The sequence below is a fragment of the Steroidobacteraceae bacterium genome (genome assembly GCA_041395505.1).
In the GTDB taxonomy this organism is placed as follows: Bacteria; Pseudomonadota; Gammaproteobacteria; order Steroidobacterales; family Steroidobacteraceae; genus JAWLAG01.
In genome coordinates this window covers 1,040,931-1,056,968 of the sequence record JAWLAG010000001.1, presented here as the reverse complement: position 1 = coordinate 1,056,968, position 16,038 = coordinate 1,040,931, and the positions used below count along the sequence as shown (strand labels likewise).

General features: G+C 62.0%; 15 protein-coding genes. 13 read left to right on the top strand and 2 right to left on the bottom strand.

Annotated elements, in window-relative coordinates; translation table 11 throughout:
• The first annotated feature begins 3 nt into the window (after window positions 1-3).
• Together R3E77_04860 and R3E77_04855 are read left to right on the top strand one after the other, a co-directional pair.
• Window positions 4-693 carry a glutathione S-transferase N-terminal domain-containing protein gene (locus R3E77_04860; GenBank protein ID MEZ5498747.1) on the top strand — a complete coding sequence of 230 codons (690 nt, stop codon included), beginning with the start codon at window positions 4-6 and terminating at the stop codon, window positions 691-693.
• A 37-nt stretch (window positions 694-730) separates the two neighbouring features.
• Entirely contained in the window at window positions 731-1,648 is a 918-nt protein-coding gene (locus tag R3E77_04855) for a glutathione S-transferase family protein (GenBank protein ID MEZ5498746.1), read from the top strand.
• Window positions 1,649-1,663: 15 nt separating this feature from the next.
• On the opposite strand, the gene R3E77_04850 is transcribed toward R3E77_04855, so the two are convergent.
• Window positions 1,664-2,860, bottom strand: coding sequence for a CoA transferase (locus tag R3E77_04850; GenBank protein MEZ5498745.1), 1,197 nt, complete (start codon window positions 2,858-2,860; stop codon window positions 1,664-1,666).
• Between the two features lie 41 nt (window positions 2,861-2,901).
• On the opposite strand from R3E77_04850, the gene R3E77_04845 reads away from it, so the two are divergent.
• From R3E77_04845 to R3E77_04795, 11 genes are all read left to right on the top strand, one after another.
• Complete coding sequence (locus R3E77_04845) at window positions 2,902-3,438, top strand: gamma carbonic anhydrase family protein (GenBank protein MEZ5498744.1); 537 nt, start codon at window positions 2,902-2,904, stop codon at window positions 3,436-3,438.
• Between the two features lie 68 nt (window positions 3,439-3,506).
• Entirely contained in the window at window positions 3,507-4,100 is a 594-nt protein-coding gene (locus R3E77_04840; protein MEZ5498743.1) for a hypothetical protein, read from the top strand.
• Entirely contained in the window at window positions 4,100-4,435 is a 336-nt protein-coding gene (locus R3E77_04835) for a transcriptional regulator (protein ID MEZ5498742.1), read from the top strand. The genes R3E77_04840 and R3E77_04835 overlap by 1 nt, the downstream gene beginning before the upstream one ends.
• Entirely contained in the window at window positions 4,432-4,848 is a 417-nt protein-coding gene (locus tag R3E77_04830; GenBank protein ID MEZ5498741.1) for a DUF2306 domain-containing protein, read from the top strand. The genes R3E77_04835 and R3E77_04830 overlap by 4 nt, the downstream gene beginning before the upstream one ends.
• Before the next feature lie 174 nt (window positions 4,849-5,022).
• A complete protein-coding gene (locus R3E77_04825; GenBank protein ID MEZ5498740.1) occupies window positions 5,023-8,049 on the top strand; it encodes a TonB-dependent receptor in 3,027 nt (1,008 codons plus the stop codon).
• 205 nt (window positions 8,050-8,254) lie between these two features.
• The gene (locus R3E77_04820) at window positions 8,255-9,466 is read left to right on the top strand and encodes an aromatic ring-hydroxylating dioxygenase subunit alpha (protein ID MEZ5498739.1); all 1,212 of its coding nucleotides are present in this window, start codon (window positions 8,255-8,257) and stop codon (window positions 9,464-9,466) included.
• A gap of 2 nt (window positions 9,467-9,468) precedes the next feature.
• On the top strand, window positions 9,469-10,899 hold the full coding sequence (locus R3E77_04815; protein MEZ5498738.1) for a zinc ribbon domain-containing protein: 1,431 nt from the start codon (window positions 9,469-9,471) through the stop codon (window positions 10,897-10,899).
• Window positions 10,900-10,903: 4 nt separating this feature from the next.
• On the top strand, window positions 10,904-12,106 hold the full coding sequence (locus R3E77_04810; GenBank protein MEZ5498737.1) for an acetyl-CoA acetyltransferase: 1,203 nt from the start codon (window positions 10,904-10,906) through the stop codon (window positions 12,104-12,106).
• 56 nt (window positions 12,107-12,162) lie between these two features.
• Window positions 12,163-13,005, top strand: a complete 843-nt coding sequence (locus tag R3E77_04805; protein ID MEZ5498736.1) for an SDR family oxidoreductase — start codon at window positions 12,163-12,165, stop codon at window positions 13,003-13,005.
• A 30-nt stretch (window positions 13,006-13,035) separates the two neighbouring features.
• On the top strand, window positions 13,036-13,602 hold the full coding sequence (locus R3E77_04800) for a carboxymuconolactone decarboxylase family protein (protein MEZ5498735.1): 567 nt from the start codon (window positions 13,036-13,038) through the stop codon (window positions 13,600-13,602).
• Between the two features lie 24 nt (window positions 13,603-13,626).
• On the top strand, window positions 13,627-14,988 hold the full coding sequence (locus tag R3E77_04795; protein MEZ5498734.1) for an aromatic ring-hydroxylating dioxygenase subunit alpha: 1,362 nt from the start codon (window positions 13,627-13,629) through the stop codon (window positions 14,986-14,988).
• Between the two features lie 33 nt (window positions 14,989-15,021).
• Here R3E77_04795 and R3E77_04790 read toward each other — a convergent pair whose 3' ends face one another.
• Window positions 15,022-15,972: a hypothetical protein gene (locus R3E77_04790; protein MEZ5498733.1), complete on the bottom strand. Its 951-nt coding sequence runs from the start codon at window positions 15,970-15,972 to the stop codon at window positions 15,022-15,024.
• Between the last annotated feature and the right edge of the window lie 66 nt (window positions 15,973-16,038).

Sequence of the window (16,038 nt, the reverse complement as noted above, 5' to 3'; positions counted from 1 at the left end):
GTCATGATGGAATTGCTGTTCTACCCGTCACCGAACGGCATGAAGATCACCATCATGCTGGAAGAGTGCGGCCTCGACTACCGGATCCGTCCGGTCAATATCCTGCGCGGCGAGCAATTCACTCCCGAATTCCTGGCAGTCAGCCCGAACAACAAGATTCCGGCCCTGATCGATCAGGATGCGCCCGGTGGTCCGCTCGCGATGTTCGAATCCGGGGCCATACTTCTTTATCTCGCGGAATCCTGTGGCCGGTTCCTCGGTACGGACCAACCGGCACGATCGCGCGTCTTGTCCTGGCTGTTCTGGCAGGTCGGCGGACTTGGACCGATGGCAGGACAGGCCCATCATTTTCGCGCCTTTGCGAGCGAAGTGGTTCCCTATGGCATCAAGCGCTACACCGACGAAGTCAATCGCCTCTATGGCGTCATGGAGCGCCAGCTGAAGCAATTTCCATTTCTTGCCGGCGAGTATTCCATCGCCGACATGGCCGCCTGGCCGTGGGTGGTATCGCACGAGCGTCAGGGACAGAATCTGAAAGATTTCCCGGCAGTCTCCGCCTGGTTCGAGTCCATCCGCGCCCGCCCGGCTGTGCACCGGGCCTATGCGTTGGGACATGAGCAGGCTGCCGACCAGGAGGCCTACCGGTATCTGTACGGCCAGACCGCGGCAAGTGTCGATGCCGCGGGACGATGATGAGTTTTCAAATGACATTCCCTGACGAGCGCCGACCATGAGTGAAATATTCCTGCATTGCTACGACGCCTCACCGTTTACGCAGAAAGCGCTGCGCATGATGGGGCTCAAAAAGCTGTCCTATACGACGGTCGAGACGCCCATGATGCCGCCGAAGGACGACCTGACCGCGCTCACCGGCGGCTACCGCGGCACACCGGTCATGCAGATTGGCGCCGACGTCTACATCGATACCCAGCGTATCGCGGCCGAGCTCGAACGACGGTTTCCCGAACCAGGTCTCTGCGGCTCGGGCGATCGCGGCCTGCACTACATGCTGGTCAAGTGGAGCGATGCGTTTTTCTACAGCGCGCTCGCCATTGCCATCGACAGCTCCGCCGCGAGCTGGCCAGCGCCTTTTCTCGCGGATCGCAAGACGCTGTTCGCGCATCTCGATTTCGATGCCATGCGTCAAGATGTCGCGCACTCGATGACGCAATATCGCGCGCATGCGGCGCTCATCGAGAAGCAACTGGCGGACGGCCGCGCGTTTCTCGCAGGCGCTGCGCCGAGCCTTGCCGACATCCAGGCCCATTCGTTCGTCTGGATGGGCAAGTGTTATTTTCCACAGATAGCCGATGGTCTGTTTGCGGGCCTGCGGCGCATCCTGCAGTGGGATGCACGCATGGAAGCGATAGGCGTCGGCACGCGAAGCACGGGAACCGCCGAGCAGGCCTTTGCCGCTGCGCTCGCGGTCAAGCCTGTCGCTCTGCATGGCGTGGATGCCTACGATCCGCTGCGCCTTGCGGCGGGAGATCGGGTGCAGGTCGGACCCGATGACAGTCGCCGCGGCGCGGTACAGGGCGAACTCGTGTCACTGACGCCAGAGAGCGTGGCGCTGCTTCGCAGCCATGACCGTTGCGGGGAGGTGATCGTACATTTCCCGCGGCTTGGTTATCGCATCGAACGCGCCTAGGGGCCGATCGGGTCGTCAAACCACCTGGGCGTTTCGCAGTGCGGCAATCGCGCGCGTATCGAAGCCCAGGCTTGCGAGGATCTCGTCTGTGTGTTCGCCAAGCGTTGGCGGCCGCTGGCTGATGCCGGCATGCAGTTGAGAGAACCGCAGCGGCAGGTCCGGTATCGCCGCCGCGCGCGGCAAACCCGGATAGTCATGGACTTCGTGCAGCGACCCGAGGGCCGTCACCTGTGGATCTGCCAATGCCTCGCGCGGTGTGTAGACGCGGGCCGCGGGCAGGCCCGCGGCCTCGAGCTCCGTAATGGCCTGCTCGCAGCTGCGCTCGGCGCACCAGAGTCGCATCCGCGCGAGAATGTCATCGCTATTATCGGCGCGCGACTGATCGGTCGAGAATCGCGGATCGTCGAGCCAGCGCGCGGCGTCACCCATCAGGCGCGCCCAACGCGCGAACAAGGCATTGCCGACGACATGGGTGAGCACATGACCGTCGCGGGTGGGGAAGACATCCGAGGGCGCGGAAGTCTGCACGCGATTGCCTGAGCCGACGCGATCGAGTTCGAGCACCGATTGCTCGATCAGATGCGAGCCGAAGACCGCCATGGCGGTTGTTTGCAGGTTGGCGCCGACCTGCTGACCCTGACCGGTTTCGCGCCGATGCAGAATCGCTGCCAGAATGCCGAAAGCCGACAACACGGCTGTCGAGAAATCGACATACGGGGCCGCCGCCTTGACCGGCGCGCCCGGCGTGCCGGTGATATACATGGCGCCGGAGAGCGCCTGACCTATCCCGTCGAAACCACCGCGATCGCGATAAGGTCCCGACTCGCCGAACGCGGTTTGCGTTGCGAGAATGATGTCGCTGCGTATCGCGCACAGAGATGCGTAATCGAGCCCGAACTTCTGCAGTTGCCGGGGCGGAAAGTTTGCCACCACCACATCGGAGGATGCGATCAGTGGGCGCAGCACCTGCGCCGCCTGCGCGTGCGCGAGATCGAGGGTCAGCGAGCGCTTGTCGCACGCCGTTTGCAGGAATACCGCGCCTTCCCCATTGGCCGTCACCGGCGCGATGAAACGATCCTCGCCCCCTTCACGGCGCTCCACCCGGATCACATCAGCGCCGAGATAACCGAGCAAGGTGGCGGCATACGGGCCTGCGACGTAGCGCCCGAAGTCGAGCACACGCACGCCCTGCAGTACTTTTTTCGCGTTCACGCAACTATGCTAACGGAATCACCCGTCTGGGCGGACAGCGAATGATTTACACACTTGGCGAGCGACGACTCAAGTTGCTCGGTACACATTACTACATTGCGCCGAGCGCGGACCTGATCGGCGCGGTCGAACTCGGCGAGCATGCGAGCGTCTGGTTCCATGCCGTGCTCCGGGCCGACATCGCACCGATCATCATCGGTGCCGGGAGCAACATCCAGGACAGCAGCATCATCCATGTCAATGACGACGAGCCTACGCGCATCGGCACGGATGTCAGCGTGGGTCATGGCGTCACGCTGCATGCCTGCACCGTTGCCGACGAGTGTCTCATCGGCAACGGCGCGATCGTTCTCGATGGCGCGAAAATCGGCCGCGGAAGCATCGTCGCGGCACGTGCACTCGTGCCGCCTGGCAAGGTCATTCCACCCGAGTCGGTCGTCATGGGCTCGCCCGGCAAAGTCGTCCGCCAGGCATCCGCCGACGACCGGGCCCGCATCCGTTATGCCGCGCAGTCCTACCGGGCCCGAATCCCGCTGTACCGGCGCCAGCTGGCGGTTGACCCAGATTTGAATCAATAACGGAGCTCTTCTTGCGCCAGGGCTCAAATCAGCCTATACTTTGTTTTTTAAAGTACTTTGGAATTGCAATGACCGCGAAACCGATTGACCTGCGTGAAATTCGGCAGTTGATGGTAGATACCCACCGATTCGCGACAGTTACCGGCCAATTCTTTCTCATTTGGGGCACGATACTGTGTACGGCAATGGTAGTCACTGCCTTGCCCACACCCTGGCGTCTGGGGCTGACCGCCCTGCCCATCTGGGTTGCCTGCATCGCGCTCGGGTGGCTCCTTACCTACCTGGCCATCCGGCGCCTGCGCCGCCTGGCCGAGGCTTCGGCACCTGACAGTCGCTTGTCCGGGCAGGTCTGGTTCGCAACGGGCCTCGCATTGTGCATCGTGATGTTCGTGGGGCTGCCAAGTGGCGCAGTACCTGCGGCTGCCGCGTTCGGCATCGACGCCTGTGTCATTGCCATCGGCGTTTTCGTCAATGGGCTGTTGTTTCGCCTGCGTTGGCTTCGAAACACCGCGTATGCCTGGTGGGCTGCCGGTGCGGCCATGCTGCTCTTCCCCGGCGCTACTGCCTACTGGCTCTTCATCGGCTGCGTGCTGCTGTTGTTCGTCGTTCCAGGGCTCCAGCTGAATCGCATGGCTCGCGGCGCGACTCGGCGCAACGGCTGATGGCCGATCGGGTCTTCGATCACAGCCGCATTGACGATGTCATTCATTCGCGGCTGCGCCTTTCGATCATGGCGGTGCTCGCAACGCTCGAGCGCGCAGAGTTTACGTTTCTGCGCGATCGCATCGGTGCCACAGACGGCAATCTCAGCGTGCATCTGCGGCGACTCGAGGAAGCAGGCTATCTGACGATCACCAAGCACTTCATCGCGCGCAAACCGCGCACGGAATGTGCGCTTACAGCCGAAGGACGCAGCGCATTCAAGGCCTATGTCGAACACCTCGGCCGGTTGGTCGGTACCGGCGGCCCGACAGGCACCACAGGAGACACCGAATGAACCTTGCCCTGCTCGCCGAAGCGTCGCTCCCCGTCCAGCTTCACGTCTACACGGTTGTGCCGGCCTTTGGACTGGGCGCTTGGCTCTTTCTGGCAAGCCGAAAGGGCTCGCTCACTCACCGCGTCGTCGGCGTCCTGTACATGGCGCTGATGACCCTCACTTCATTCTCCGCCGTATTCATCGAATCGCCCGGTTTCGCTCGCATCGCCCTGGGACCTTTGAATCTCGGCTGGATTCATCTGTTCGTACCCCTCACGCTGATTTCCATCGCGCTCGCACTGCGCGCCATTCGCCGCGGCCATGTCGCAGGGCACCGGCGGGCGTTGCTTGGAAGCTACATCGGCGGCGCGCTCGTTGCAGGGGTCCTGGCCTTCACGCCGGGCCGGCTCATGCACTCGATGTTTCTAAGTTGACCTCCGTTGCCAAGCATTTAGTTGAGGCATAAACTAATCCCCCAAGGCTTGCGCCGCTGTATCATGGTTGCAACCGTACGGCGGGCCCGACGGCCCATCGGTAGAATTCAAGAACACCGTGTTTCGAGGGGAAGGTCTATGCAAAGGTCAGTGCTTGCGATCCTGTCCGTAGTCTTGTTAGTTCCCACCACCTTGCCAGCCCAGGACGACGCCGGCCTGCAGGAGGTCGTGGTCACGGCGCAGCGCCGCGAGCAGCGACTGCAGGACGTGCCGATCAGCGTGACGGCCATCAGCGGCGGCGACATCGACAAACTCAGCATCAAGAGCGCGACGGATTATCTCGCGACGACGCCCAACGTCAGTTACACGGAAGATGGCCAGTCCGGTGCGCGCGGTATTGGCATCGCCATTCGCGGCATCAACAACCTGGTGTCCGGAGAGAACGCCTTCGTCAATTCCGTCGGTATCTATCTCGACGAGTTCAGTGTTGCCTCGGTGCCGAACCAGGTGGCGAACCCCTTGCTGCCGGACATGGAGCGCATCGAAGTACTGCGCGGCCCGCAGGGCACCTATTTCGGCCGCAACTCCCTGGGTGGCGCGCTCAACCTCACGACGCGTGATCCAACCGATGTGTTCGAAGGCAGCATAGGCGCCGGTGCGGAGACCTACAGCACCACCGGCGACATGTTCAATATCAATGGCGTCATCAATCTGCCGGTCACGGACCGGTTCAAGCTGCGCGGCGTGGCCTACTACGAGGACAGCTCCGGCATCGTCAAGAACATCAACCCGACCGGACGCAAGGACAGCGGCCATCAATATGTCGACACGCGCGTCAAGGCGTTGTGGAGCCTCACTGAAGATACCGATCTCAAGCTGAGCCTGTTCTATAGCAATCAACGCCAGGGCACCGACGAGAACGTGCCTTCGGGCGTGCTCGACCTCGACTCGATCGACACCTTCGGGATTACCTCGGCGTTCGATCCGGGCACCGGGTTCTGGCCCGATAACCAGGACAAGCTGAGCCACGACCTGCCGGAGAAGAACACCCTCGATACTTTCGTAGCGGTCGCGAACCTCCGGCACCGCTTCGGCAATGGCATGACGCTCAAGTGGATCAGCGGCCTCATCGACGCCAGCCAGGAGCGCCTGTTCGACAACGACCTGATGGGCGGTGTCGATGCGCTGAAGCGCACCAACAAGTACGACGGCAAATCCTGGAGCACGGAGCTGCGCCTCGAGGCCTCGGGCGAGCGCGCCGACTGGACGGTCGGTGCCTTGTACGCCCAGGACGACCAGGAGCAATTCAACAACGTCGCGGTGTCCTCCGATCCAACGGCGCCGCCGGGCTTGTTGCCGCCCTTCCCGGAAGGGCTGGGTCTTGCGCGCAACAACAAGAATTTCGAAGTCGACAGCCTGGCGGTGTTTGCCGACGCGACCTTGCATGCCACCAATCGGCTGGACATCAGCCTGGGTGCCCGCTACACCAGTGACGACGTGCTCAACGAGGTCGCATCTTTCGGCATTGCCCCAGTCAACCCGCCGTCTCCGCCGCCGAGCTTCGGCTTCTTCCAGAGCTTCCAGAACTATGCGCGCCCGCCGGCGAGCGCCAAGCGCTCGTTCAGCAACGTATCGCCGCGGCTGGTGTTCAATTTCAAGGCTTCGGACAACACCCGTCTCTATGCGACTGTCTCGCGCGGCTACAAGGCGGGCGGCAGCAGCGTCGGCAACAATACGAACGCCAACGACGTCCCCTTCATCGTGCCCTACGACGAAGAGACCCTCACCAACTACGAAATCGGCATGAAGTCCGAGTTCCTCGATCGCCGGGTGCGGGTCAATGCCTCGGTATTCAAGCTCGACTGGAAAGACCTGCAGATGGAGGCGTTCCGTTTCCTGACGCCAGGTGACCTGTCGTCGAACTTCGAGCAGACGATCAACGTGCCGAAGGCGGAAGCCAAGGGCCTCGAAATCGAAATCGTGGCACGCACCTCCGAGCGCATCACTATCGGCGGCGCTTTCGGCTATCTCAGCAGCGAGATCACCGAAGACCCGATCTTCATCAATGCGCTGAACCAGCCGCAGCGCGGCGTTCAGATCACGGGTGGATTCACGCCCACCTTGAAAGGCCTCGTGCTGCCCAAGGCACCGGAGATCACCTTCAACGCTTTCGGCGAGTATCGCTGGCCGGCCGCCGGTGGCGATGCCTGGATCCGTGGCGAGTTCGTCCATCGTGACGGTCAGTATTCCGACGTTGAAGGTCTCACCAATCAGCAAACCCTGGGCCCGTCGCCCAACCAGGGTCTGCAGCGTGCGCCGCTGGTCGGCGAGTTCCCCTATCTCAGCCCGTCCTTCGATCTGATCAATCTGCGGGCTGGCATGGACTGGGAACGCACCAGCGTCGGTCTGTATGTGCAGAACCTGACCGACACCAAGTACTACACCGGTACGCAGGAGAACTTCGGCGCCAGTGGTATTCGCCTGCGGCCGCATCCGCGGGTCATCGGCATCAATTTCAACTACAAGTTCGGCGGCGGCGAAGCGCCGCGAGCTGTAGCGCCACCACCGCCGCCGCCGCCTGCGCCTGTGGACAGTGACGGCGATGGTGTGACGGATGACATGGACAAGTGTCCTGGGACGCCGGCCGGAGCGCGGGTGGATGCGAGGGGCTGCGAGCTCGATTCGGATGGCGATGGCGTGGTCGACAGCCAGGACCAGTGCCCGGGGACGCCCGCGGGTGCGAAGGTCGATGCGCGCGGCTGCGAAGTGGACTCCGATGGCGATGGGGTCGTGGACAGCAAGGACAAGTGCCCTGGCACGCCGAAGGGCGATCGGGTGGATGAGGACGGCTGTTCATTCAAGGAAGAGATCCGCCTGCCCGGGGTGGTTTTTGAGACCAACAGTGCCGAGCTGAGCGCGGGGAGCGAGTCGGTGCTGGATCGTGCGGTCGCGACGTTGAAGCGCTATCCGGAGCTTGAAGTGGAAGTGGCCGGGCACACCGACAGCGTGGGATCGGCGGGCTACAACAAGACGCTCTCGCAGCGCCGGGCGGAGACGGTGATGGGGTATCTGAAGGCTCACGGGGTGAGCAACAGCTTGAGTGCCCGTGGGTATGGCGAGGCGCAGCCGATTGCGAGCAATGCCACGGACGAGGGACGCCAGACCAATCGTCGCGTGGTCCTGCGCATCGTCGGCGAATAAGCACTCTGCGATCAGGTGACTCCCTCACGGGAGTCACCTGATTTTCTTGCTTTCCTATAAAAATCAATCTGTTATGTCGTGCTGACGGCATAAAAACAGTCAGGCCTGTTTCTTTTCGACGGACCACGCCTATAATCGGATCGATGTCGAGGGAACGGGCATCTGCCCGGCCCGCACAGACCCACCTTCGGATCGTCAGTCCGCCATGGATGCCAGCACAGTCGAAAGAATACTCAGCACGATGCGCTACGAGGCGGCACGCACTGCCCCGCCGCCTGGCTTCCCGAAATTTCCCGACATTCCGGCTGGTCGCTATGTCGATCCGCAGTTCCTGAAGCTCGAGCGCCAGCACTTGTGGCGACGCAGCTGGCTCTATGCCTGCCATATCGATCAACTGCCCGAACGCGGCAGCTTTCTCCTGTGGAAAAAGACCGGCACGCCGATTGTCATCGTGCGGGGCAAGGACAATGTCGTGCGCGCCTTCTACAACACCTGCCGTCATCGCGGCGCACCGCTCGTCAAGGATGCTTCCGGCAAGTGCGAGGGCTTTGTCTGCAGTTATCACGGCTGGACCTATCGACTCGATGGCGAACTGATCAACCTGCGCGACAAGCGCGATTTCGTCGGCCTGGACCCGGCCGAAAGGCGGCTCATCGAGGTCCGCTGCGAGAGGTTCTTCAACTGGATCTTCATCAACGAGGACCCGCAGGCGGAGCCCCTCGCCGAACATGTCGCGCCTTTCGGCGATTATTTTCAACAGTTCCAGCCGCTCAGCTGGCGCTACGTGCGTGAGGAGGCCTTCGACGTCGAGTGCAACGTGAAAGTCCTGATGGATGCCTTTCTCGAGGTCTACCACCTGAAGTCCATCCACCAGAATACAGTCGACCGTTTTCTTGATCATCGCGGTGCGTGCATCGAGCTTTATCGCAACGGTCACTCACTGATGGTGACGCCGAACCGCAGGGAAGACTGGTCAGACCCTGGTACCCGCGGACTCAAGCGCGTTGCAACGGCGACCGTAATCGCCGACAAGAACAATCCGTCGTTCAATTTCTATCCGAACCTGGTCACTCCGATCGACCCGAGCGGCTGCCCGTTCCTGTTGTTCTGGCCGACCTCGGACACGACCATGCGCATCGAATGCATCTGGTTCGCCCCGGACTGGGGTGATGGTCCACTCGATGCGATCTGGGACACACGCATTGCCAACTTCGACCGCATCCTCGACGAGGACCTGCAGTTTGCAGCGCAGATCCAGCAATCCGTGATGTCGCCCGGCTTCAAGGGCATGCCGCTCAACTATCAGGAGCGGCGAATTTATCACTGGCACGAAGAACTCGACCGGCGCATAGGCGCCGATCAGGTGCCGGAGAATCTGCGCATCAAACCGCTGCTCGAGCCCTACTACCAGTTCTAGTCATGCGTACAGCGGCCGTAACCGGAATTCATGTCTTCGTGCCGCGGCTGCGACTCGCTCGCTCGAGCATCGCCGCGGCGACCGCCTGGGCGAATCCGCAGGCTGCCAAGGCCAAGGGTTCGCGATCGATCTGCAACTGGGATGAGGATGCCCTGACCATGGCCGTTGCTGCCGCGCGCGGCGCGATGGGCAATGAGCATTCGGTCGATGCGCTGTGGCTCGCCTCCACCACCCTGCCCTTCGCCGACCGCAGCAACGCAGCGCTGGTCGGCGAGGCGCTCGACCTCGATCCCGCGCACGCCGGCACGGACGTCACAGGCTCGCTCCGCGCAGGCACCGGCGCACTGCTGCGGGCAATCGGCAACTCTTGCTCCGGAGCACAGCTCGTTATTGCGAGCGATGCGCGCAAAGCGCGGCCGGCCAGTCCCGAGGAACTCAAGTACGGACATGGGGCGGTTGCGCTGCGCATCGAAGCGACTGCCGATCCGCTCGCCCAGTTGCTCGGGTCGGCCGAGCTCAGCGCAGATTTCGTCGACCATTACCGCGGCACCGACGCTGATTTCGACTACACGCTGGAGGAGCGTTGGGTCCGGGACGAAGGCCTGACCAAACTCATTCCTGCCGCTGTCGATCGCGCGCTCGCCGCTGCCAGCCTGCAGCGCACGGACCTGCACGCCGCAATTTTGCCGGGCGGCGGCGCGATGGCGCGCGCAATTGCCCGCGCGGCGAAGCTCGGCGAATGCCCGCTGACGCCGGATCTCGCAGCGGACGTTGGCGATTGCGGTGCCGCCCAACCGCTCATGATGCTCGCCGCGGCGCTCGATGCAGCGCAGCCTGGACAGAACATCCTGCTCGTGGGCTTTGGTCAGGGCGTGGATGCCCTGGTGCTGCGAAGCGGCGGCGCGGCGGCGCTCGCGCGCAAATCTTCGCTCAACACGGCGATCTCGGCAGGCCGCGCGGAAGAGCAGTATGTTCGTTATCTCTCGCACGCCGGCATCGTCGATGTCGATTTTGGCATGCGCGCCGAGCGAGACAATCGCAGCGCGCAATCGACCGCGTGGCGCCGGCACCGCGATGTCAACGGCTTCGTGGGTGGCCGCTGCAGCGCCTGCCAGGCCGTGCAGTTTCCGCGCGCCCGGGTCTGCGTCAACCCCGAGTGCCGCGCGACCGATACGCAGCAGCCGTATCGCCTTGCCAACAGCCGCGGCCGCGTCAAGACCTTCACCGAGGACTGGCAGGCATATTCGCCCCGACCGCCGTATATTTACGGCAATGTTGCGTTCGAGGAAGGCGGCAATCTGCTCATGGAGTTCGCGGATCTTGCGACCGGAGAACTCGTGGTGGGTGATCAGGTCAGTTTCGAATTTCGCATCAAGGATTTCGATACGCGACGTGGCTTCCGGCGCTACTTCTGGAAAGCAGTAAAGAGCTGACTCGATGGCAAGCGGTATCAAGGACAAGGTTGCGATCATCGGCATGGGTTGCTCGCGTTTCGGCGAACGCTGGGACTGCGGTGCCGATGACCTGATGGTCGAGGCATTCAACGAGGCCATTGCCGATGCCGGGATCGAGCGCGACCAATTGCAGGCGGCATGGCTGGGCGTCTTCTTCGATGAGCAGAACATCGGCAAGTCACCCCTGCCGATGTCGATGACGCTGCGCCTGCCCAACATTCCCGTGACCCGCGTCGAGAACCTGTGCGCGACCGGAACCGAGGCATTGCGCGGAGCGGTGTACGCTGTCGCTGCCGGCGCCTGCGACATCGCCCTAGCGCTAGGTGTCGAAAAACTCAAGGACACCGGCTACGGTGGCCTGCCGGAGCGCACCAAGGGAACCTTCGAGGACCTGTACCTGCCAAGCAGCACCGCGCCGGGTGCCTTCGCCCAACTCGCGAGCGCCTATGCAGCCAGGCATGGCTATTCGATGGACGAATTGCGCCGTGCCATGGCGCATATCTCCTGGAAGAGCCACGAGAATGGCGCGCGCAACCCGAAGGCGCACCTGCGCAACCGCATCACCATCGACCAAGCCCTCAATGCGCCCATGATTTCCTACCCGCTCGGCGTATTCGATTGTTGTGGCGTCAGCGACGGTGCTGCCTGTGCCATCGTGACCACGCCGGAAATCGCGCGCGGCCTCGGCCGGCGTGACGTGGTCAGTATCAAGGCGTTGCAGCTCGCACCGAGCAACGGCGTCGAAATGGGGCACAATTCCTGGGATGGCAGTTACACGTTGACGACCCGCATCGCGAGTCAGCGCGCATGGCAGGAAGCGGGTATCGGGGATCCGCAACGGGAGATCGACCTGATCGAAGTGCACGACTGCTTCTCGATCACCGAACTGGTGCTCATGGAAGATCTTGGATTGTCGGCTATCGGCAAGGCACCTCACGATGTGCTGGACGGGCGTTACGACGCGGACGGTGCCATACCCTGCCAGATCGACGGCGGCCTGAAATGCTTCGGACATCCCATCGGTGCATCAGGACTGCGCATGGCATATGAGGTTTATCAGCAGTTGCTCGGCCGCGCCGGCGACCGACAGTTGAAGTCACCGAGCATTGGCGTTACGCACAATCTTGGCGGCATACCCAATCGCAATATCGCCAGCATATCGGTACTCGGTCTCGCGAGTGTATGAACGACGCCAAGCTGAAACCAGTGCCGAGACAACGCCCTGGCACCAAGAATTGGGATTTGAGCGATACGCAGCTCGCGAGCATGCCGCTCGCGTTTCGCAACGACCTGCTTGCAGGCCAGACCCTGCTGATATCGGGCGGCGGCAGCGGCATGGGCCGGGCCATGGCATTCGTATGCGCTCGACTCGGAGCCGACGTCATGATCTGCGGGCGTCGCGAAGAGCGCCTGCAGCAGGTCGCCGCCGGGATCAAGCGCGAACTCGGTCGCGAAATTGCCTACCAATCGATGAGCATCCGCGACCCCGAACAGGTGGCGCTTGTGCATCGAGCCACCGTCGAACGATTCGGCAAGCTCGACACGCTGGTCAACAGCGCGGGTGGACAATATCCTCAGGCTGCGATCGATTTCACCGTCAAAGGCTGGCTCACCGTCATCGACACCAACCTCAACGGCACCTGGTACATGATGCAGGCGGCGGCGCGGTACTGGCGCGACAACAAACTGCCCGGCAATATCGTGAGCATAGTCGCCAACGTCTGGCGCGGCATGCCGCAGGTTGCGCATACCTGCGCGGCACGCGCCGGCGTCATTTACCTGAGCAAATCGCTGGCTACAGAGTGGGCGCCGCACCGAATTCGCGTCAATTGCATTTCGCCCGGCTCCATAGCCACCGAAGGACTCAATGTCTACGAACCGGAAGTCGCGGAAAGACTGAAGCTCGCCAATCCTCTGCATGAGTTTGGCGATGCGCTGGATATTGCCCAGGCGGTCGTCTATCTGTCTGCGCCGACCGGCAAGTTCATCACTGGCGAGGTGCTGGTCATCGATGGCGGCAACAATCAATACGGCAATGCCTGGCCGGCCGGCATTCCCGATTACTTCAGGATCTCCGGCGACTAGCGGCCACGGGAACGATCAGGAGACAGCACCATGAGCGAGACTCTGCTTCCGAGGATTTCACGCGACAGGCTCGACCCGAAGTGGCATCTCGCCTGGGACACGCTTAATTCACTGACAGGTACGCCGCAGTTCGTCGAGGTATTTGCCGCAGCGCCGGAGATGCTCGATTTCGTGATGAACAAGTTCTACGGACCTGTATTCTTCGGCGGCAAGGTGGGGCAGCGTTACAAACAGCTTGCGCGGCTCAAGCTATCCCTGGTGCACGGCTGCCGCACCTGTAACAAGCAGAACATCCCCGGCGCACTCGAGGCAGGATTCAGCCAGGCGCAGATCGACAGCTTGAGCGCCGGTGGCAATGAGGGCTTCGATGCGGCCGAACGTGCGGTGATCGACTACGCCCAGGAGGTTGCGCTGACCAACATGGACGGGAACATGTCGAGGGACCTGTACCAGCGACTTCGCAAGCATTTCAGTGACGAGCAGATACTCGAACTAGGCACCACCATGGCGATAATCAGCGGCATGGCAAAACTGTCGTTCGTACTCAACGTCGTGGAAAAAGAAAACTATTGTCGGTTCGCGACCGCCGCGGCCTGAACACAATTCCCAAGGAGATTGAACATGGCTGTGAATTACAAAGTCGAATGGCCGATGACTCTCAACGCGCCCAGGAATTCGCTGGAAGCCAAACAGCCGGAAATCGACAACGGCCTGGATGTGCCGGATCCGTCGCGCTACTACTCGAGCGAGTTCATGCGCAAGGAATGGCAGAACCTGTGGCCACGCGTCTGGTTGCTGGCGGGCGTCACCGCCGACCTGCAGGAAGCCGGCGACTATTTCACTTTTCGCATTGGCCCGGAGGAGTTCATCGTTGTCAAACAGCCGGATGGCGCGATCAAGGCTTTCTACAACGTCTGCCCTCATCGCGGCAATCGCGTGTGCCAGAACGAACGCGGCAGCGTCGATCGCTTCACCTGCGGTTTCCATGGCTGGCAATTCGGCTGTGACGGCAAGTTGCAGAAAATCTCCGATGAAAAGACCTTCAATCCGCGTCTGATTGCGCATCGACCGGGCCTGACAGAAGTTCGCTGTGAGACGCTCGGCGGCATCGTGTTCATCAACATGGATGGCAAGGCGCCGCCGTTGGCGCAATACCTTGGCCTGCCCAAGGGTTACATCGAAATGTACGAAATCGACAAGATGCATGTCGTGCATCACGTGCTCACCGAGTGGCGCGCAAACTGGAAAACGGGTGTCGATGCATTCTACGAGACCTATCACCTGCCCTATGTCCACCCGCAGACGCAGGGCGTCATGGAGGATTTCTCGCAGTACGACCTCTATCCCAATGGCGCGAGTCGAATGATCGTGCCAATCTGCGTCAAGTCGCATCGCGTCGGGGACCAGGACACAGTCGATGACTATCTCAAGTTCATGCTGAAGGAAGGCGGAATCGATCCTGCGGCGTTCAACGGTACTGCACGGGAAGTGCGGGCAGCCATCCAGCGCTCCAAGCGGGCAAGGGCGCAACGGGTCGGCCTCGCGCACTATGAGAATTTCAGCGACGGCCAGCTGACCGATAGCTGGGCGACAGGCCTTTTCCCCAACGTGCAGATGGGTATGCATCCGGAAGGTGTGTTCATCATGCGCTTCCTGCCGCATGCCACCGATCCGGAAGTGTTCTATTACGAAACCATGATTCTCTACCGTCACGTTGAGGACCCGGATTACACGGTTCCGGCCTGGATGGGATTGCCGGCAGGCATCGATGTCACGGGAGCGACGCGACCGAACTGCATCAACGTGCCGCCCGGCGATCCGCCGAACCTCGGCGACGTGCTCGATCAGGATTCCGAGTTGTTACCTGTCCAGCAGCAGGGCATACGCTCGCGCGCATTCAAAGGCCCGTTGTGGGGCGAGCAGGAGCAACGCCTGCGGCATTTCCATCGCGAACTCGACCGTTACCTGAACGACGAGAAATAGAACGCGAGTTCGCTCTCCGGCTGGCCTTCGCGGTCAGCCGGAGACGACTGCCGCAACGCCCGCGAGAGATTTCGCGGCACCGGTCTGCGCCCGCGCACCGAGCTGACCGCTGTCAAGATCGAGCAGGGCGATCTCGCCTGTCATGAAATTGGCAATCACGGCCGACTGTTCATGCGCCGTCAGAGCCAGCGTCGCCCAGCCGAAATCCGGCAATGGCAATTGCCGCAACGTGGCACCCGTTGCAAGGTCGATCGTATGCAAGGCAGCGCCTCGCAACACGAAGAGTGTTCCGTCGCGGCCAAAGGCCATGCCGAAGAACATCGGCGGCGGACCGGGCGGATAGGGTGGCGCGAACGATTGCAGATCCGGGAGCTGGCTGCGGCGTTCGAGGTCGTAGCGCATCAATCGTGGTCCGGTCTCCGAGCAATACACGAGGATATGCCCGCTCGCCGTGACAGCCGACATCGTGACTCCGAGGAATCCGGCCATGCCGCCATGCGTCTCTGTCGGGTATTCCTCGAGGAGCTTGCCGGCCGCGCTGAAACGATAGACATGCCCTTCGCCGAACCGCTGCGTGCCCGGCACGTGGGGTATCGTCGTCTTCATGCGCGCCTTGACCCGGGGTGAAATCTCGCTGCCAGTCACATGCTCGCCCAGCAGTATCGAGCCGTCACGCAGGAAATTGACGTTGGAGAACGCACGCGAAGGGAACTCCTCGCGCACGAGGATGCGACCATCGCGATGAATGTTGAGCACCAGGTGCGCGTGGGTATCAAATGCCCACAATACCCCATCAGGCGCAAATTTCAGTCCGGTGACCAGATGCGTCGTCCGCGGCAGCCAGATTTCCCCCTTTGGCACGAGTGCGCTGTCGAAGTGCAGTATCCGGCCGCGCCCCGCATGATCGTCATGGGCATCGTTGAGCAAGGTGGCGCCCGCCAGGATGTCGCCCTGGCTCCAGGGCTGGAATGGGTTGCTACTCATGAATCACACCTCCGGCAAACCGCGTCGTGGGATCAGGCATCGGCAATCGTGCTCGGCCACGGGAAC